Source organism: Methylicorpusculum sp. (genome assembly GCF_030651835.1).
Classification (GTDB): domain Bacteria; phylum Pseudomonadota; class Gammaproteobacteria; order Methylococcales; family Methylomonadaceae; genus Methylicorpusculum.
Window position 1 is genome coordinate 1 of sequence record NZ_JAUSBX010000150.1, and the last position, 15,440, is coordinate 15,440.

The window sequence follows — 15,440 nt, forward strand, 5'->3', positions numbered from 1 at the left end:
GAAATGGTAATGCCCGGCGATAACATAACCGTAGAAATCAAACTAATAGCACCGATCGCTATGGAAGATGGATTGCGATTTGCAATTCGTGAAGGTGGACGCACAGTGGGTGCGGGTGTCGTTGCTTCAATCATTGAGTAAACAGAATGTCGAGCCAAACAATCAGAATCCGACTAAAGGCATTCGATCATAAATTAATTGATCAATCTGCTGGTGAGATAGTAGAAACAGCAAAAAGAACTGGAGCTCAAGTTAAGGGTCCGATTCCGTTGCCTACTAAAAAAGAACGTTTTACAATTTTGATATCTCCCCATGTCAATAAAGATGCCCGGGATCAGTATGAGTTAAGAACCTATAAACGGTTATTAGACATAGTTGAACCAACAGAAAAAACCGTTGACGCTCTGATGAAGCTGGATTTAGCAGCCGGTGTAGACGTTCAGATTAAATTGAATTAGAAAGTAGAGGAATTGGCAAATGTCAATAGGTCTTGTTGGTCGTAAATGTGGTATGACCAGAATATTTTGTGAAGACGGTACTTCAGTTCCGGTAACTGTCCTTCAAATAGATTCTAACCGCATTGCCCAAATAAAAAATGTAGAAAGAGACGGGTACCGTGCAATACAGGTAACTGCTGGTGAAAAAAAATCATCTAGAGTATCAAAGCCCCTTTCAGGTCACTATGCTGCTGCGAATATGGTAGCAGGCAGAGGACTATGGGAATTTAGGCTGGATGACGGAGAAGGCGAAGATTTCTCTGTTGGTGCTGAATTACCGGTTGATATTTTTTCTGAAGGACAGTTTATCAATGTTCAAGGAACCAGTATTGGTAAAGGGTTTGCCGGGGGTGTCAAGCGTTATAACTTCAGTATGCAGGATGCAACACACGGTAACTCCTTATCGCACAGAGTATTAGGATCTATTGGCCAAAACCAGACGCCCGGACGAGTATTCAAAGGGAAAAAAATGGCGGGTCAAATGGGAGCTGTCACGCGGACCGTTGATAATCTAAAGATTCATAAAATTGACAAAGAAAGAAATCTTATCTTGGTCAAGGGTGCGGTTCCTGGCGCAAAAGGTGGGGATGTAATTATTACTCCCGCTGTCAAAAAGCGTAATAAGGTTTAAAACATGGCTTTAAATATACCAGCATTAAATAATCAAGATTCAGCGGGTTCAGTGGAAGTAACTGAAGCTATTTTCGGGCAGGAATATAACGAAACATTAGTTCATCAGTTAATAACAAAATATCTGGCCGGGGCTAGACAAGGCACAAAAGCACAAAAAACACGTGCGGAAGTAAGTGGTGGTGGTGCTAAGCCTTGGCGTCAAAAAGGAACAGGCAGAGCAAGATCGGGTACGACAAGAAGCCCGATATGGAGAACTGGTGGTGTTACCTTTGCAGCAAAACCACGTTCTTTTGATCAGAAACTCAATAGAAAAATGTTTCGGGTCGGCGTAAGAAGTATTTTGTCAGAACTTATAAGACAAAATCGCTTGGTTGTGAGTAATGATATTTTACCTTCAACACCAAAAACTAAAGAACTAGTCGCAAAACTTAAAGACTTGGATTGCAGAAAAATTTTGATCGTTACCGATGAGATAGATTTCAATTTGGCTTTGTCAGCAAGAAATATTCCCAACGTTGATGTGATTTCGTCTGAGAATATTAATCCTGTTTCTTTGATAGCTGCAGATAAAGTAATTATTACTTCTAAAGCCTTACAACAATTAGAAGAGAGATTAGCATGAGTATGTTGAATTACACTCTAGCAAGCGTGCTGCAGGCACCGATTATTTCAGAAAAAAGTACGGTAGCGGCTGAGTCAAATAAACAGTTTGCGTTTAAAGTTCAAAAAAATGCGACAAAGACACAAATCAAGAAAGCTGTCGAATTAATGTTCCAGGTTCAGGTTGATTCTGTCAAAGTCTTGAATGTTAAAGGTAAAAGTAAAAGATTTGGCCAGATATTAGGAAAGCGCTCAGACTGGAAAAAAGCTTACGTTAAGCTTAAAGAAGGTCATGATATAGATTTCTCTGCTGCTTAATAAAGTTAAGAATTAAAGATCAATAGGAAACGGTAGAAAACATGGCTATTGTAAAATCAAAACCTACATCAGCTGGATCTAGGTTTGTAGTACGTGTCAAGAACGATGAATTACATAAAGGTAAGCCATTCGCTCCATTGCTTGATAAAAACAGCAAGAACGGTGGACGTAATAATCAGGGGCGTATAACAACACGTCATGTCGGTGGAGGGCATAAACACCACTACCGAATTATTGATTTCAAAAGAAATAAATCTGATATACCTGGTATTGTCGAGCGTCTTGAATATGATCCCAACAGAACGGCAAATATCGCTTTAATCCTTTTTAAGGATGGTGAAAGAAGATATATTATCGCGCCTAAAGGGTTGGTAGTAGGGCAAGAAGTGCTTTCCGCTGAAACAACAGCAGTGAAGCCGGGTAACTGTATGCCGTTACGGAATATGCCTTTAGGTACAACTATTCATTGCTTGGAGCTTAAGCCTGGAAAAGGAGCTCAGATAGCCAGAAGTGCAGGTGCCTCTGCACAATTGGTAGCTAGGGACGGTGCTCATGTAACGGTTAGATTAAGATCCGGTGAAATGCGCAAAATAATGGCTGATTGCAGAGCTGTTGTTGGTGAAGTTTCAAATTCAGAGCATAACCTCACATCGCTGGGTAAAGCCGGTGCTAAACGTTGGAGAGGGGTAAGGCCAACAGTTCGAGGTGTTGCAATGAACCCTGTAGATCACCCGCATGGTGGTGGTGAAGGAAGAACATCTGGCGGTAGGCATCCTGTTTCACCATGGGGAACCCCGACTAAAGGTTACAAAACAAGAAAAAACAAACGTACAGACAATATGATTGTCAGACGCCGTAAGCAGAAATAGAGAGGAATTAGCGTGCCACGTTCAATTAAAAAAGGTCCTTTTATAGATCATCATCTTCATAATAAAATTGAAGATGCCGTAAAGACAAATAATAGGAAACCGATTAAAACTTGGTCTAGAAGATCAATGATCGTCCCTGAAATGCTTGGCTTAACAATTGCCATTCATAACGGTCGTCAGCACGTACCTGTCTTGATATCTGAGAATATGATAGGTCATAAGTTGGGCGAATTCGCTCCGACAAGAACATATAAAGGCCATGTTGCCGATAAGAAATCAAGGTAGGGGCGAATTATGGAAATTTCAGCGAAATTAAAAAATGCGCCTTTATCTGCCCAAAAAGCCAGGCTAGTCGGTGATCAGATACGTGGTTTACCCGTAGAAAAGGCATTGTCGACTTTAACTTTCAGTACGAAAAAGGCAGCCGCGATAATTAAAAAAATCCTAGAGTCTGCAATCGCAAATGCTGAGCACAACGATAGTGCGGATATAGATGAGCTACGTGTGACAACAGTATTTGTTAATGAAGGGCGAACCATGAAACGGTTCAAAGCCAGAGCTAAAGGAAGAGCTAATCATATACTGAAAAGAACTTGTCATATAACAATCAAAGTTGCAGAACACCAATAGAGGCGAAAATGGGACAAAAGGTACATCCAACAGGTATCCGTTTAGGAATTGTAAAAGATTGGAATTCCAGATGGTACGCGAATAGTCATGATTACCCTTTATTTCTGCATCAGGATTTGACGGTAAGAGAATTTCTAAGAAAAAAACTTGCTCATGCATCTATTAGTAGAATTCAAATTAATAGACCCGCTAGTAATGCTCACATAACTGTCCATACAGCACGCCCAGGGATAGTTATCGGCAAGAAGGGAGAGGATATCGATAAATTGAGACAGGAAATATCGGCAATGATCGGTGTGCCTGTTCAGCTGAATGTTGAAGAAATAAGAAAGCCAGAGCTAGATGCTCAGTTGGTTGCGGAAAGCATTGCTCAGCAACTGGAAAAAAGGATTATGTATAGACGGGCTATGAAAAGAGCCGTTACAAATACGATGCGCTTAGGTGCAGAAGGTATCAAAATAAACGTTGCCGGTCGTTTGAACGGTGCTGAAATTGCGCGTAGCGAATGGTATAGAGAAGGTCGTGTACCACTGCACACATTGCGTGCAGATATAGACTATGGCACGGCGGAAGCCAATACAACCTATGGAATAATCGGAATAAAAGTCTGGATATTCAAAGGTGAAGTATTTGATATCGAAAGCCATAAGGCAACCATTAATCAAGAACCTAAGAAATAGGTGAAGGGAATTAGTCATGCTTCAGCCTAAAAGAACAAAATTTCGTAAGCAACATAAAGGCCGCAACAACGGTATAGCTGTTCGCGGCTCATCTGTTAGCTTTGGTGAATTTGGATTAAAAGCGACTTCAAGGGGCAGATTAACAGCCCGTCAAATTGAAGCCGCTAGAAGAGCAATAACTCGTCACGTAAAACGCGGCGGTAAAATATGGATAAGAATCTTCCCTGATAAGCCAATTACAAAAAAACCATTAGAAGTTCGTATGGGTAAAGGGAAAGGTAGTGTAGAATATTGGGTTGCACAAATTAGACCAGGAACGATGCTGTATGAAATACAAGGCGTGCCTGAAGAATTAGCCAGAGAAGCGTTCGCGCTTGCTTCTGCAAAATTGCCTATAACTACAACTTTTACCGCTCGGACGATAATGTAATGAAAGCTAGTGAATTGCGTCAAAAAACAAAAGACGATCTGATTGCTGTTTTAATAGAACTGTCTAAAGAACAGTTTAATTTAAGAATGCAAAAAGGTACTGGTCAGTTAGCTAAACCTAATGAAATAAAAAGAGTAAGACGCGAAATTGCTCGTGTTCAAACAATTATCAACGAAAGCGCGAGTGCAGCAGTATGACAGAGCAAAATTCAAAAGTACGCACGCTCAGTGGAAAAGTAGTCAGTAATAAAATGGATAAGACAATTACTGTTCTGGTCGAGCGGATTGTAAAACATCCTGTATATGGAAAATATATTAAGCGATCAACAAAGTTGTTAGCCCATGATGAATCTAACAAGTGTCAGGAAGGCGATATAGTCTCAATTACTCCTTCTAGACCTATATCTAAAAGAAAGACATTTACGCTTGTTGATATTCTAGAAAGTGCTAACAAATAAATACAATTGAAATAACTGAAATAATTGGGAATTAATCATGATTCAGATGCAAACTAACCTTGACGTTGCCGATAATAGCGGCGCAAAAAAGGTCATGTGTATCAAAGTGCTGGGCGGTTCACATAGACGCTACGCAAACATTGGAGACATTATAAAAGTCAGTGTCAAGGATGCAATTCCGAGAGGAAGAGTAAAAAAAGGAGAAGTTTATAATGCTTTGGTAGTTCGCACTCGCAAGGGTGTTAGAAGAGCAGATGGATCTGTTATTCGTTTTGATGGTAACGCTGCCGTCATACTTAATAACCAATTACAACCATTGGGTACCCGTATTTTTGGCCCAGTAACTCGTGAACTTAGGGGTGAAAAATTTATGAAAATTATTTCACTAGCTCCTGAAGTTTTGTAAGAGAGGGTCAAAATGCAAAAGATTAAACAAGGTGATGAAGTTTTAGTCCGTACCGGAAAAGATAAAGGAAAGCGTGGAAAAGTTATAAAAGTGCTTTCAAATGACAAAGTTCTGGTAGAAGGCGTAAATCAAGTAAAAAAACATCAAAAAGGTAATCCCAATGCAGGGATTTCCGGTGGTATCGTGGAAAAAGATATGCCAATCCATATTTCCAATATTGGTTTGTATAATCCTGCAACACATAAAGCAGATCGTATCGGCTTAAAGTTTCTAGAAGATGGAAAAAAAGTCAGGTTTTTTAAATCAACAAAAGAAGTTGTTGACGCATAAGGAGCATAAAAATGGCTAGACTAGAAACAATTTATAAAGAAAAAGTATTGCCTGCATTAATGGAGCAATATAAATATAAGTCCGTTATGGAAGCTCCCCGTATTACAAAAATAACTCTAAATATGGGTGTCGGTGAAGCAGTTGCTGATAAGAAGATATTACAATCAGCTATTGGTGATATGCAAAAAATATCAGGTCAAAAACCTGTAATAACTTTAGCTAGAAAATCAATTGCCGGATTTAAGATCCGAGACGATATGCCGATTGGTTGTAAAGTTACATTAAGAAGTGCAAGAATGTATGAGTTTTTGGACAGATTAATCAGTATCTCTATTCCAAGAATAAGAGATTTTAGAGGTATGAGCTCAAAAAGCTTTGATGGAAGAGGAAACTATTCCATGGGCGTCAAGGAACAAATCATTTTTCCAGAAATTGATTATGACAAAATTGACGCTTTACGTGGGTTAGATATAACAATAACTACAACTGCAAAAACCAATGATGAAGGTTTGGCTTTGTTAAAGTTATTTAACTTTCCATTTAAGAACTAAGGGCACCCTAAAATGGCTAAAAAATCAATGATTGCAAGGGAAGACAAGCGTACCAAGCTTGTAAAGAAATATTCCCAAAAAAGAGAATTATTAAAAGAAATCATCAGAGATCCAAAAACGACTGATGAGCAAAAAGAGTTAGCTCATATTCAGCTGCAAAAATTACCAAGAGATTCCAGTGCATCAAGACAACGTAACCGTTGTAACATCACTGGTAGGCCGCATGGTTTTTACAGAAAGTTTGGCTTATCCAGAAATAAGTTACGAGAAGCAACCATGCGTGGTGATGTCCCAGGCTTATCAAAGGCAAGCTGGTAGAAATCTTTTGGAATGAAATCGGAGTTAAATATATGAGTATGACAGACCCAATAGCGGATATGTTGACCAGAATAAGAAATGGTCAATCTGCTAAAAAAGAATACGTAAAACTACCTTCTTCCAAGTTGAAAATTGCCATTGCAAAAGTGCTTAAAGAAGAAGGCTACATCACTGAATATAGTACTGAAACAAAAGGAAGTCATACTGAAATGACTGTTGTTCTTAAATACCATAATGGTGTGCCTGTCATTGAACAGGTTAAGAGGATTAGTAAGCCAGGTCTGAGAATTTACAAATCTAAAGATGAATTGCCTAAAGTTCTTGGTGGATTAGGGATTGCAATTGTTTCTACTTCTAAAGGTGTCATGACAGATAGAGCTGCGAGAGCTATTGGTCACGGCGGCGAAGTTGTATGTACTGTTTGCTAAATCGGGGATAACAATGTCAAGAATAGCAAAAGCACCCATTCAATTACCTAGTGGCGTAGATATAAAGTTAGAAGGACAGTCTCTTACGGTAAAAGGGGCAAAAGGCGAGTTAACGCTTGAATTACATAAAGCTGTTAGTTTGCAAGTGACTGATAATCTGGTCCAAATTGAATGGAATAAAGAAAATAAAATTGCACAGGCTCAAGCAGGTACAACTCGAGCAATAGTTAACAATATGGTTACTGGTGTCTCTAATGGTTTTGAAAAAAGACTGACTCTTGTTGGTGTGGGTTATAGAGCTCAAGCAAAGGGCGAAACTTTGGGTCTTTCTCTTGGCTTTTCTCACCCTGTTGATTACGTTGTCCCGGCTGGAATTACAATAGAAACGCCTTCTCAAACCGAAATCCTTATTAAAGGGAATGATAAACAGAGAGTAGGTCAGGTTGCTGCAGAAATTAGGTCATATCGTCCACCAGAGCCCTATAAAGGTAAAGGCGTAAGATATTCTGACGAAAAAGTAGCGCGTAAAGAAGCTAAAAAGAAGTAAGGTATAGTAATGGATAAGAAAGCATCTCGCTTAAAACGAGCATTAAAATTGCGTTGCAAAATTAAGAGCACTGGCGCAAACCGGCTAACCATTCATAAGTCTTCGCAGCATATTTATGCTCAAGTACTCAGTAAGGATGGTAAATCTACGATAGCTAGCGCATCGACCACTCAGAATACAATTAAATCGACTGTAAAAAATACAGGTAATAAAGAGGCAGCGGCAGAAGTTGGAAAACAAATTGCATTAAAAGCAATTGAAGCCGGCGTAACTGTAGTGGCATTTGATCGTTCTGGTTTTAAGTATCATGGGCGAGTTAAAGCATTGGCAGATGCTGCGCGTGCAGCTGGTTTACAGTTCTAGGGGATTAAAATGGCAACAGCTCCATCTCAAGGTAGTACAGACGGTTTACAAGAAAAATTGGTTTCCGTAAGGCGAGTAGCAAAGGTTGTTAAGGGCGGGCGAGTATTTGGTTTCGCTGCATTAACAGTGGTCGGTGATGGTGATGGTCGTATTGGCTATGGCGTCAGCAAAGCTCGTGAAGTTCCAATTGCTATACAAAAGTCGCTAGAACAAGCTAGAAAGAACATGAGAAAAGTTTCGTTGAAAGGCGATACGCTTCAATATCCTATAACCTCAACTGTTGGGGCTGCAAAAGTTTACATGCAACCTGCATCGGAAGGAACTGGAATCATTGCCGGTGGTGCAATGAGAGCGGTATTTGAGGTGGTTGGAATTCACAACGTGTTAGCTAAGTGCATAGGCACCAATAATCCTATCAATGTTGTGAGAGCCACAATTTCCGGTTTGACTAAAATGCATGATCCTAAATATATTGCTGCAAAACGTGGGTTGTCCGTTGAGCAAATAAAAGGGCAAGACAATGGCTGATAAAAAATTACTTGTCACATTAATTAAAAGTAAGAATGGCCGTTTGGCAAATCATCTTGCTTGTTTAAAGGGTTTAGGTTTGAGGAAAATTAATCATTCAGTTGAAGTAATCAATACTCCTGAAAATCGTGGAATGATTAATAAGGTCTCTTACATGTTGAAAGTTGAGGAAATATAAATGTTTCTAAATACCATTCAAGCGAGTAGCGGTTCCCGCAAAAAAGCAAAACGTGTTGGGCGCGGAATTGGTTCAACATTAGGCAAGACAAGTGGTAGAGGTCATAAAGGACAAAAATCCAGAAGTGGCGGCTTTCACAAAGTTGGTTTTGAAGGCGGTCAAATGCCTTTGCAAAGACGTCTGCCTAAAGTTGGCTTTAACTCGCGCACAAAGAAATTTAACGCTGAAGTACGATTAAGTGAAATTGAATCAATGACTGCTACAACAATTGATCTGAAATCATTGATTGATGAAAATATTGTTCCAGTTTTTACTAAATCAGCAAAGATCATATTGTCCGGCAAGATTGAAAAAGCGGTAACTATAGTTGGCATAAAGGTAACTGCTGGTGCGGCGCAATTAATAACTGCAGTTGGCGGAAAAGTTGAGGCATAAGTGAATACATCAAGGGCTCAAATGGCGGATAAAACAGGTTCAAACTCTGAGCTTAAATCTAGATTGCTTTTTGTACTGGGCGCTTTATTTGTTTATAGAGTAGGTGCTCACATACCAGTACCGGGCATTGATCCAAAAGCATTAGCCCTTATGTTTGAACAGCAAAGCGGATCCATTCTAGACATGTTTAACATGTTTTCTGGTGGTGCTTTGATGCGTTTAAGTATTTTTGCTTTAGGTATTATGCCTTATATCTCGGCATCAATTATCATGCAATTGATGACGGTTGTTATACCGGCAATGGAGCAGCTGAAAAAAGAAGGCGAATCTGGGCGTAAAAGAATTTCTCAGTATACCCGGTACGGCACTGTAGTTTTAGCGACCTTTCAATCTATCGGCATTTCTTTGGCGTTGCAAAACCAAACGGCTGGAGGCTTATCTGTAGTCATTTCTCCTGGCCTTAGTTTTACCATGATCACTGCAATAACCCTGGTTACTGGAACTATATTTCTAATGTGGCTGGGTGAGCAGGTAACAGAGCGTGGTATTGGAAACGGAATTTCACTCATTATTTTCGCTGGTATAGTTTCAGGGTTACCTTCTGCTGTTGGCGGTACTTTGGAGTTGGCAAGAACTGGCGAAATGAATGGTGCTTTCATCATTCTATTATTCCTGCTGGCTATTGGAGTAACTGCACTGGTTGTTTTCGTAGAGCGAGGGCAGCGTAGGATAATCATAAATTATCCTAAAAGACAACAAGGTAGAAGAATGTATGCAGGGCAAAGCAGTTTTCTGCCGCTTAAATTAAATATGGCCGGTGTTATTCCTCCGATTTTTGCTTCGAGTATAATCTTATTTCCTGCAACAGTTGCCGGATGGTTTGGAAACGCAGAAGGCTTTAATTGGTTAAAGGATATAGCGACGATGTTATCGCCTGGTCAACCGGTTTATGTTCTGCTTTATGCGACGGCTATTATTTTCTTCTGCTTTTTTTATACGGCATTGGTTTTTAATTCTAAAGAAACCGCTGATAATCTTAAAAAGTCAGGCGCTTATCTTCCGGGTATCAGGCCAGGAATTCAGACAAGCATTTACATCGATAAAGTTATGACTCGATTAACTTTGATTGGTGCTTTCTATATCACCGGTGTATGTTTGTTGCCCGAGTTTTTAATCGTGTATTGGAACGTTCCCTTTTATTTTGGCGGCACTTCTTTACTGATCATTGTTGTTGTAGTAATGGATTTCATTTCCCAGATGCAGACTCATTTGATGTCGCAGCAATACGATGGGTTAATGAAAAAAGCGAATTTAAAAAGATAATTGGTTTGGAGTAAAAAATGAAAGTACGAGCATCTATTAAAAAGATTTGCAGAAAATGCAAGATTATTCGAAGAAATGGTGTTGTTCGTGTTATCTGTGAAGACGGGCGGCACAAACAAAGACAAGGATAATATATGTTGCGCCAAATGTCAGACAATGTTACTATTCGGCGCTTAACTTTAGTGTGATTACTCAGGGGAGTATCTAAATGGCGCGTATTGCCGGAATAAATGTACCAGACCATAAGCATGCAGAAATAGCTCTAACAGCTATCTATGGAATTGGTCGTCAAACAGCTAATAATATTTGTAAAGAGGTGGGGATCTTACCATCATTAAAAATAAAAGAACTCACTGAAGAACAGCTTGAAACTGTTAGAGATGTTATCTCAAAGATGACAGTTGAAGGTGATCTGCGTCGTGAAGTTTCAATGAATATTAAGCGATTGATGGATCTAGGTTGCTTTCGTGGTATCCGGCATAGAAGAGGTTTGCCTTTAAGAGGGCAAAGAACCAGAACGAACGCAAGGACCAGGAAAGGTCCGCGTAAGCCAATAAGAAAATAAGATATTCCAAAGAGGTTTTATAAATGGCTAGTCCAAATCGTGCTAAAAAGCGCATAAAGAAAGAAGTTGCTGATGGTATTGCGCATGTACATGCTTCGTTCAATAACACAATAATTACTATAACAGATAGAAAAGGAAATGCTCTATCTTGGGCAACATCTGGTGGTTCAGGCTTTAGGGGTTCTAGAAAAAGTACTCCATTCGCGGCTCAAGTGGCGGCAGAAAAAGCTGGATCGGTTGCTTTAGAATATGGAATGAAAAATCTAGATGTAATGATTAAAGGACCTGGTCCAGGAAGAGAATCAGCGGTCCGTTCATTAAGCAATTTAGGTTTTAAGATAAGTAACATTGTTGATGTGACGCCAATACCACACAATGGCTGTCGTCCCCCCAAAAAGCGTCGCGTTTAAGATTTGGAGTAGTAAATTATGGCAAGGTATTTAGGGCCTACATGCAAGCTAAGTCGCCGTGAAGGTGCAGATCTTCTGTTGAAAAGCAGAGGAAAATCGTTGGAAAACAAATGCAAATTAGATCAGCGTCCTGGTCAACACGGTACAAAGAGAACCAGAACATCTGATTATGCTAACCAACTTAGAGCTAAGCAAAGGCTGAAAAGAATTTATGGATTGCTTGAAAAGCAATTTAGAAATTACTATAAAGTTGCAGATATGAAGAAAGGCGCGACAGGTGAGAATCTGCTGAGCCTTTTGGAATCAAGATTGGATAATGTTGTTTACAGAATGGGTTTCGCTTCAACAAGAGCTGAAGCGCGTCAATTGGTAAGCCATAAATCAATTTTGATAAATCAAAAATTGATTAATATTCCATCTTATCAAGTTGTTCCTGGTGATTTAGTTTCAATCCGGGAAAAATCTAAAAAGCAACAAAGAATACAAGATTCATTGACTGTGACTGAGCAGTATGGATTTCCTGTATGGGTAGAAGTCAATCCTAAAGAGATGTTAGGAACATTTAAATCACTTCCAGACAGAGTTGACTTGGGAACTGATATAAATGAACAGCTCGTTGTGGAACTTTACTCAAAATAATAGTTAGCTTACGGGATATAGATGCATAATTGTATATCAGGCTTATTAAAACCACGATTAGTCGAGGTAGTCAGTAAATCTGCAAATCATTCAAGAATTGTAATTGAGCCACTCGAAAGAGGTTTCGGTCACTCCTTGGGCAATGCTTTGCGTCGAGTCTTATTATCTTCAATACCAGGATGTGCAGTTACTGATGTCGAAATAGATGGTGTACTACATGAGTACACTACTGTAGAAGGCGTTCAGGAAGATGTTATAGATATTCTTTTGAATTTAAAAAGCCTCGCAGTTGTTTTACACTCTAAGGATGAAGTCATCCTAACCTTAGAAAAAAACGGACCAGGTATCGTAAAGGCTTCGGATATAGAGCTGCCTCATGATGTTGAAATTCGTAACCCTGATTTAGTCATTGCTAATCTTACCCAAGCAGGTAAGTTAAAAATGCGGATTAGAGTTAAACGCGGGCGTGGCTACGAACCTGTTACCATGAGAAAACCAGCTGATGGAGACGTCGTTGGTGCACTTCAGGTAGATGCCTCCTTCAGTCCTGTGATGAAAGTTGCTTATAGCGTTGAAACTACAAGGGTTGAACAAAGAACAAATTTAGATAAGCTTATTATCGAATTAGAAACAAATGGAACTGTTGATCCAGAAGAAACTATTAAGCATGCAGCTACTATTTTGCATGATCAGCTTTCGGTTTTTGTAGACTTTGAAAAAGTAACTCTGCCAGCTATTCAAGTTGAGCCGACTGCTCCAACTGAAACAATTGATCCTATTTTATTAAGGCCGGTTGATGATTTGGAATTAACGGTACGATCTGCAAATTGCTTAAAAGCAGAAAATATCTTTTATATAGGGGATCTCATACAACGGACTGAAGTTGAGCTTCTTAAAACACCTAATCTTGGAAAGAAATCACTAACTGAGATAAAAGATGTTCTCGCTGTTAAAGGATTATCATTAGGAATGCGCCTGGAAAATTGGCCTCCTGAAAATTTAGATCAAAACCAAGCAATAATTTAACTGACATTAGGTCTTAAGTCATGAGACACCGTAAATCCGGAAGAAAATTTAATATAGAAAGTAGTCACCGTAAAGCACTTTTTAGCAATATGGTAGGCTCATTAATAAAGCATGAATTGATTAAAACGACTTTGCCAAAAGCGAAAGAATTAAGACGTTATGCGGAGCCGTTAATTACTTTGTCTAAAGAGGACTCTGTTGCTAAACGCAGAAATGCTTTCGCAAAATTAAGAGACCGTGATGCAGTAACCAAGCTGTTTAATGAGTTAGGTCCACGTTATAAAAGCCGTCCTGGTGGTTACCTGCGGATTATGAAATGCGGATTCCGTTCAGGAGACGCAGCGCCGATGGCTTATGTTGAGCTCGTTGACAGGCCTGATGTCGTTGAGTCCGATATTGATTAACTTCAATAAAATGAAGCATAAAAAAAGCCGGTTTTAATCGGCTTTTTTTATGCTTGTTCACTTTTAAAATTGGACTTTATTTTTCCAGTAAATCAATTTTGTTTGGTTTTCCGTTCCAGTCATCAGCCTCAGGTAAGGGGTCTTTAACTTCGCTGATAACTGGCCAATTCTTAGCTAAATCAGCATTTAACTGGATAAAAATTTCTTGTCCTTCTGGAACCTCATCTTCAGCAAAAATAGCTTCTGCCGGGCATTCTGGTTCGCATAAGGTGCAGTCAATGCATTCATCGGGGTCAATCACTAAAAAATTAGGCCCTTCATGAAAACAATCTACAGGGCAGACATCAACACAATCTGTGAATTTACATTTAATACAATTTTCTGTGACTACAAAAGTCATATTATTTACCAGTTATTAGTTAGGAAAAGCGTTCTGCGTTAATGATATCAGAAAGGTAAGAAGGTTTGAACCGGCTAATTTTACTCGCTTAACGGAAATGAAGTTGTTAAATTTGCCCATGCATTTTTAGGTAAGTTATTCCGATCATCAGTTATTGTTTTAATGGTTTTTAAAGCAATAGCTTTTAGCTGGTTGTCGGCAAAACTTTGATTTTGACGAATAGGGAGATGAATCGTCTTTTTCAGATATTCGATGGCTTTAATCGGTTTGTTTTCAGAGATTAAATAATCAGCATAAAAATAATTAGCATCGATACTGTTTGAATTTATCTCCAATGCTTTTTTTAAAAATAATTCAGCTTTGTTTTTATCACCAAAGCTAATCGGCCATCCAGGCGCCTGATAGTAAAGAGATCCAAGCGTGACATAAGCCGAACCTTGCATTGTCTTGGGGTCTATTTCAATAGCCTTCAGCAGTAACTTTCTTGCTTTTTCAATTGAATTCAAGGCATTCAATGGGTCTGAATGTTCGGCGGCGCTTGAAATAAGAACTGCTTCCCAAAATAAAAGTTCGGATGCGTTTTTGTTTTCTTGTTTCAAGGTTCTGGCTTTGTGCAACAAATTATTGTAACGCGCTGCTTTATTTGATGACGCAGGCGAGTAATAAATCTTTGCCCATTCGCCCTCAAGAAAATCAATTTGAGCAGACAAACTATTTGACTGAGCGGCATTTGAAAGTAGCGCAAAAGCAACAAGTATTACAATTTTCATGGTTTTAAATGCATTATTACAATGTCAAAAGAGATTAATTACTGAACTAACAGTCATTTAACTCCATTCCTTATAAGGATGCAATGATAAATTGTTGTTGTAATAGCGCAAATCATAGGTCACTTCTTGTCCAATCCAATCAGGTTTGAAAAACTCTTCATTTGAATCAGTAAGTTCTATTTCAGCAACAATCAAGCCGTAATTGTCACCTTCAAATTCGTCTATTTCCCAGATATGTTTTCCTTGAGGGACATAATGCCTTGTTTTTTCGATTAACGGTTTTTTGCAAAGCGACGATAAAATTTCAACGGCATCTTTCAATGGGATTTCATATTCATATTCCGCGCGCTGATTGCCAATGGTCGCGCTTTTTATATTCAGCCAGGCTTTTTGATCATCTGTGCGGACTCTGATAGATGATGTCGGTGCTGAGCTTAAATAACCTTGTTTCAACTTTTTATAATGACTGACCTCATTCCGCCATTTATCGTTAACCAGTAAAAACTTGTGTTCAATTTCTATTGCCATCGCTGTCCTCATTTTTTTATGTTGTGGGGTTGGATTCATCTAAATGAATATTGACCGATTATTTAGTTAAAAAGTTTTGATTTCTTTTATATTTCTTATTCAAAGCAAATCAAGTACTTTCATTTTGTTATAGGCATGGCTTTATTAAAGAGGCAGTCGGTGATAAAGTTAGTTTCC

At 39.0% G+C, this 15,440-nt stretch carries 31 protein-coding genes and 1 pseudogene; 29 read left to right on the top strand and 3 right to left on the bottom strand.

Annotated elements, in window-relative coordinates; all coding sequences use genetic code 11:
- From tuf to rplQ, 29 genes and pseudogenes are all read left to right on the top strand, one after another.
- Positions 1-141 (top strand): annotated as a pseudogene (gene tuf, locus Q7V32_RS19290) (elongation factor Tu); the annotation flags it as partial.
- A gap of 5 nt (positions 142-146) precedes the next feature.
- Positions 147-458: a 30S ribosomal protein S10 gene (gene rpsJ / locus Q7V32_RS19295; protein ID WP_159658988.1), complete on the top strand. Its 312-nt coding sequence runs from the start codon at positions 147-149 to the stop codon at positions 456-458.
- Positions 459-477: 19 nt separating this feature from the next.
- Complete coding sequence (gene rplC / locus Q7V32_RS19300) at positions 478-1,128, top strand: 50S ribosomal protein L3 (protein WP_304898610.1); 651 nt, start codon at positions 478-480, stop codon at positions 1,126-1,128.
- A gap of 3 nt (positions 1,129-1,131) precedes the next feature.
- Positions 1,132-1,752 carry a 50S ribosomal protein L4 gene (gene rplD / locus Q7V32_RS19305; RefSeq protein WP_304898611.1) on the top strand — a complete coding sequence of 207 codons (621 nt, stop codon included), beginning with the start codon at positions 1,132-1,134 and terminating at the stop codon, positions 1,750-1,752.
- Positions 1,749-2,048, top strand: a complete 300-nt coding sequence (gene rplW / locus Q7V32_RS19310) for a 50S ribosomal protein L23 (protein WP_304898612.1) — start codon at positions 1,749-1,751, stop codon at positions 2,046-2,048. Before rplD ends, rplW begins: the two co-directional genes overlap by 4 nt.
- A 41-nt stretch (positions 2,049-2,089) precedes the next feature.
- Positions 2,090-2,917: a 50S ribosomal protein L2 gene (gene rplB, locus Q7V32_RS19315; RefSeq protein WP_304898613.1), complete on the top strand. Its 828-nt coding sequence runs from the start codon at positions 2,090-2,092 to the stop codon at positions 2,915-2,917.
- A 12-nt stretch (positions 2,918-2,929) separates the two neighbouring features.
- Positions 2,930-3,202, top strand: a complete 273-nt coding sequence (gene rpsS / locus Q7V32_RS19320) for a 30S ribosomal protein S19 (RefSeq protein ID WP_304898614.1) — start codon at positions 2,930-2,932, stop codon at positions 3,200-3,202.
- A 9-nt stretch (positions 3,203-3,211) separates the two neighbouring features.
- Positions 3,212-3,547 (top strand): 50S ribosomal protein L22, encoded by a 336-nt coding sequence (gene rplV, locus Q7V32_RS19325; RefSeq protein ID WP_159658982.1) that lies wholly within the window; start codon positions 3,212-3,214, stop codon positions 3,545-3,547.
- An 8-nt stretch (positions 3,548-3,555) separates the two neighbouring features.
- A complete protein-coding gene (gene rpsC / locus Q7V32_RS19330; protein ID WP_304898615.1) occupies positions 3,556-4,227 on the top strand; it encodes a 30S ribosomal protein S3 in 672 nt (223 codons plus the stop codon).
- 16 nt (positions 4,228-4,243) lie between these two features.
- Positions 4,244-4,657 (top strand): 50S ribosomal protein L16, encoded by a 414-nt coding sequence (gene rplP / locus Q7V32_RS19335; RefSeq protein ID WP_159658980.1) that lies wholly within the window; start codon positions 4,244-4,246, stop codon positions 4,655-4,657.
- On the top strand, positions 4,657-4,854 hold the full coding sequence (rpmC, locus tag Q7V32_RS19340) for a 50S ribosomal protein L29 (RefSeq protein WP_304898616.1): 198 nt from the start codon (positions 4,657-4,659) through the stop codon (positions 4,852-4,854). The genes rplP and rpmC overlap by 1 nt, the downstream gene beginning before the upstream one ends.
- A complete protein-coding gene (gene rpsQ / locus Q7V32_RS19345) occupies positions 4,851-5,114 on the top strand; it encodes a 30S ribosomal protein S17 (protein WP_304898617.1) in 264 nt (87 codons plus the stop codon). The genes rpmC and rpsQ overlap by 4 nt, the downstream gene beginning before the upstream one ends.
- A 37-nt stretch (positions 5,115-5,151) precedes the next feature.
- Positions 5,152-5,520, top strand: a complete 369-nt coding sequence (gene rplN, locus Q7V32_RS19350) for a 50S ribosomal protein L14 (protein WP_159658977.1) — start codon at positions 5,152-5,154, stop codon at positions 5,518-5,520.
- Between the two features lie 12 nt (positions 5,521-5,532).
- The gene (gene rplX / locus Q7V32_RS19355; RefSeq protein WP_304898618.1) at positions 5,533-5,850 is read left to right on the top strand and encodes a 50S ribosomal protein L24; all 318 of its coding nucleotides are present in this window, start codon (positions 5,533-5,535) and stop codon (positions 5,848-5,850) included.
- Positions 5,851-5,861: 11 nt separating this feature from the next.
- Positions 5,862-6,401 carry a 50S ribosomal protein L5 gene (gene rplE, locus Q7V32_RS19360; protein ID WP_304898619.1) on the top strand — a complete coding sequence of 180 codons (540 nt, stop codon included), beginning with the start codon at positions 5,862-5,864 and terminating at the stop codon, positions 6,399-6,401.
- A gap of 12 nt (positions 6,402-6,413) precedes the next feature.
- Positions 6,414-6,719, top strand: coding sequence for a 30S ribosomal protein S14 (gene rpsN / locus Q7V32_RS19365; RefSeq protein ID WP_304898620.1), 306 nt, complete (start codon positions 6,414-6,416; stop codon positions 6,717-6,719).
- 32 nt (positions 6,720-6,751) lie between these two features.
- Entirely contained in the window at positions 6,752-7,147 is a 396-nt protein-coding gene (gene rpsH, locus Q7V32_RS19370; protein WP_159658973.1) for a 30S ribosomal protein S8, read from the top strand.
- Between the two features lie 13 nt (positions 7,148-7,160).
- Positions 7,161-7,694: a 50S ribosomal protein L6 gene (rplF, locus tag Q7V32_RS19375; RefSeq protein ID WP_304898621.1), complete on the top strand. Its 534-nt coding sequence runs from the start codon at positions 7,161-7,163 to the stop codon at positions 7,692-7,694.
- 9 nt (positions 7,695-7,703) lie between these two features.
- Complete coding sequence (rplR, locus tag Q7V32_RS19380; protein WP_304898622.1) at positions 7,704-8,057, top strand: 50S ribosomal protein L18; 354 nt, start codon at positions 7,704-7,706, stop codon at positions 8,055-8,057.
- Positions 8,058-8,066: 9 nt separating this feature from the next.
- Positions 8,067-8,585 carry a 30S ribosomal protein S5 gene (gene rpsE / locus Q7V32_RS19385; RefSeq protein WP_159658970.1) on the top strand — a complete coding sequence of 173 codons (519 nt, stop codon included), beginning with the start codon at positions 8,067-8,069 and terminating at the stop codon, positions 8,583-8,585.
- A complete protein-coding gene (gene rpmD / locus Q7V32_RS19390; protein ID WP_304898623.1) occupies positions 8,578-8,763 on the top strand; it encodes a 50S ribosomal protein L30 in 186 nt (61 codons plus the stop codon). Before rpsE ends, rpmD begins: the two co-directional genes overlap by 8 nt.
- Entirely contained in the window at positions 8,764-9,198 is a 435-nt protein-coding gene (rplO, locus tag Q7V32_RS19395) for a 50S ribosomal protein L15 (RefSeq protein WP_304898624.1), read from the top strand. It abuts the gene before it with no gap.
- A 21-nt stretch (positions 9,199-9,219) separates the two neighbouring features.
- The gene (gene secY, locus Q7V32_RS19400) at positions 9,220-10,521 is read left to right on the top strand and encodes a preprotein translocase subunit SecY (protein ID WP_304898625.1); all 1,302 of its coding nucleotides are present in this window, start codon (positions 9,220-9,222) and stop codon (positions 10,519-10,521) included.
- A gap of 17 nt (positions 10,522-10,538) precedes the next feature.
- Complete coding sequence (gene rpmJ / locus Q7V32_RS19405; protein WP_159658966.1) at positions 10,539-10,652, top strand: 50S ribosomal protein L36; 114 nt, start codon at positions 10,539-10,541, stop codon at positions 10,650-10,652.
- Between the two features lie 77 nt (positions 10,653-10,729).
- Positions 10,730-11,086 carry a 30S ribosomal protein S13 gene (gene rpsM / locus Q7V32_RS19410; protein WP_159658965.1) on the top strand — a complete coding sequence of 119 codons (357 nt, stop codon included), beginning with the start codon at positions 10,730-10,732 and terminating at the stop codon, positions 11,084-11,086.
- 23 nt (positions 11,087-11,109) lie between these two features.
- On the top strand, positions 11,110-11,496 hold the full coding sequence (gene rpsK / locus Q7V32_RS19415) for a 30S ribosomal protein S11 (RefSeq protein ID WP_159658964.1): 387 nt from the start codon (positions 11,110-11,112) through the stop codon (positions 11,494-11,496).
- 18 nt (positions 11,497-11,514) lie between these two features.
- Positions 11,515-12,135, top strand: coding sequence for a 30S ribosomal protein S4 (gene rpsD, locus Q7V32_RS19420; RefSeq protein WP_304898626.1), 621 nt, complete (start codon positions 11,515-11,517; stop codon positions 12,133-12,135).
- A gap of 21 nt (positions 12,136-12,156) precedes the next feature.
- Entirely contained in the window at positions 12,157-13,161 is a 1,005-nt protein-coding gene (gene rpoA, locus Q7V32_RS19425; protein ID WP_304898627.1) for a DNA-directed RNA polymerase subunit alpha, read from the top strand.
- Positions 13,162-13,181: 20 nt separating this feature from the next.
- Complete coding sequence (gene rplQ, locus Q7V32_RS19430; RefSeq protein ID WP_304898628.1) at positions 13,182-13,565, top strand: 50S ribosomal protein L17; 384 nt, start codon at positions 13,182-13,184, stop codon at positions 13,563-13,565.
- Between the two features lie 76 nt (positions 13,566-13,641).
- Here the strand turns inward: rplQ and fdxA are convergent, their stop codons facing one another.
- From fdxA to Q7V32_RS19445, 3 genes are all read right to left on the bottom strand, one after another.
- Positions 13,642-13,965: a ferredoxin FdxA gene (fdxA, locus tag Q7V32_RS19435; protein ID WP_304898629.1), complete on the bottom strand. Its 324-nt coding sequence runs from the start codon at positions 13,963-13,965 to the stop codon at positions 13,642-13,644.
- An 80-nt stretch (positions 13,966-14,045) separates the two neighbouring features.
- Complete coding sequence (locus Q7V32_RS19440; RefSeq protein ID WP_304898630.1) at positions 14,046-14,735, bottom strand: TRAP transporter TatT component family protein; 690 nt, start codon at positions 14,733-14,735, stop codon at positions 14,046-14,048.
- A 57-nt stretch (positions 14,736-14,792) separates the two neighbouring features.
- Positions 14,793-15,263: a CYTH domain-containing protein gene (locus tag Q7V32_RS19445; RefSeq protein WP_304898631.1), complete on the bottom strand. Its 471-nt coding sequence runs from the start codon at positions 15,261-15,263 to the stop codon at positions 14,793-14,795.
- Between the last annotated feature and the right edge of the window lie 177 nt (positions 15,264-15,440).

Coding starts and splice junctions, on each gene's coding strand:
- rpsJ (WP_159658988.1), top strand. CDS start 147: ATGTCGAGCCAAACAATCAGAATCCGACTAAAGGCATTCGATCATAAA.
- rplC (WP_304898610.1), top strand. CDS start 478: ATGTCAATAGGTCTTGTTGGTCGTAAATGTGGTATGACCAGAATATTT.
- rplD (WP_304898611.1), top strand. CDS start 1,132: ATGGCTTTAAATATACCAGCATTAAATAATCAAGATTCAGCGGGTTCA.
- rplW (WP_304898612.1), top strand. CDS start 1,749: ATGAGTATGTTGAATTACACTCTAGCAAGCGTGCTGCAGGCACCGATT.
- rplB (WP_304898613.1), top strand. CDS start 2,090: ATGGCTATTGTAAAATCAAAACCTACATCAGCTGGATCTAGGTTTGTA.
- rplV (WP_159658982.1), top strand. CDS start 3,212: ATGGAAATTTCAGCGAAATTAAAAAATGCGCCTTTATCTGCCCAAAAA.
- rpsC (WP_304898615.1), top strand. CDS start 3,556: ATGGGACAAAAGGTACATCCAACAGGTATCCGTTTAGGAATTGTAAAA.
- rplP (WP_159658980.1), top strand. CDS start 4,244: ATGCTTCAGCCTAAAAGAACAAAATTTCGTAAGCAACATAAAGGCCGC.
- rpmC (WP_304898616.1), top strand. CDS start 4,657: ATGAAAGCTAGTGAATTGCGTCAAAAAACAAAAGACGATCTGATTGCT.
- rpsQ (WP_304898617.1), top strand. CDS start 4,851: ATGACAGAGCAAAATTCAAAAGTACGCACGCTCAGTGGAAAAGTAGTC.
- rplN (WP_159658977.1), top strand. CDS start 5,152: ATGATTCAGATGCAAACTAACCTTGACGTTGCCGATAATAGCGGCGCA.
- rplX (WP_304898618.1), top strand. CDS start 5,533: ATGCAAAAGATTAAACAAGGTGATGAAGTTTTAGTCCGTACCGGAAAA.
- rplE (WP_304898619.1), top strand. CDS start 5,862: ATGGCTAGACTAGAAACAATTTATAAAGAAAAAGTATTGCCTGCATTA.
- rpsN (WP_304898620.1), top strand. CDS start 6,414: ATGGCTAAAAAATCAATGATTGCAAGGGAAGACAAGCGTACCAAGCTT.
- rpsH (WP_159658973.1), top strand. CDS start 6,752: ATGAGTATGACAGACCCAATAGCGGATATGTTGACCAGAATAAGAAAT.
- rplF (WP_304898621.1), top strand. CDS start 7,161: ATGTCAAGAATAGCAAAAGCACCCATTCAATTACCTAGTGGCGTAGAT.
- rplR (WP_304898622.1), top strand. CDS start 7,704: ATGGATAAGAAAGCATCTCGCTTAAAACGAGCATTAAAATTGCGTTGC.
- rpsE (WP_159658970.1), top strand. CDS start 8,067: ATGGCAACAGCTCCATCTCAAGGTAGTACAGACGGTTTACAAGAAAAA.
- rpmD (WP_304898623.1), top strand. CDS start 8,578: ATGGCTGATAAAAAATTACTTGTCACATTAATTAAAAGTAAGAATGGC.
- rplO (WP_304898624.1), top strand. CDS start 8,764: ATGTTTCTAAATACCATTCAAGCGAGTAGCGGTTCCCGCAAAAAAGCA.
- secY (WP_304898625.1), top strand. CDS start 9,220: ATGGCGGATAAAACAGGTTCAAACTCTGAGCTTAAATCTAGATTGCTT.
- rpmJ (WP_159658966.1), top strand. CDS start 10,539: ATGAAAGTACGAGCATCTATTAAAAAGATTTGCAGAAAATGCAAGATT.
- rpsM (WP_159658965.1), top strand. CDS start 10,730: ATGGCGCGTATTGCCGGAATAAATGTACCAGACCATAAGCATGCAGAA.
- rpsK (WP_159658964.1), top strand. CDS start 11,110: ATGGCTAGTCCAAATCGTGCTAAAAAGCGCATAAAGAAAGAAGTTGCT.
- rpsD (WP_304898626.1), top strand. CDS start 11,515: ATGGCAAGGTATTTAGGGCCTACATGCAAGCTAAGTCGCCGTGAAGGT.
- rpoA (WP_304898627.1), top strand. CDS start 12,157: ATGCATAATTGTATATCAGGCTTATTAAAACCACGATTAGTCGAGGTA.
- rplQ (WP_304898628.1), top strand. CDS start 13,182: ATGAGACACCGTAAATCCGGAAGAAAATTTAATATAGAAAGTAGTCAC.
- fdxA (WP_304898629.1), bottom strand. CDS start 13,965: ATGACTTTTGTAGTCACAGAAAATTGTATTAAATGTAAATTCACAGAT.
- Q7V32_RS19440 (WP_304898630.1), bottom strand. CDS start 14,735: ATGAAAATTGTAATACTTGTTGCTTTTGCGCTACTTTCAAATGCCGCT.
- Q7V32_RS19445 (WP_304898631.1), bottom strand. CDS start 15,263: ATGGCAATAGAAATTGAACACAAGTTTTTACTGGTTAACGATAAATGG.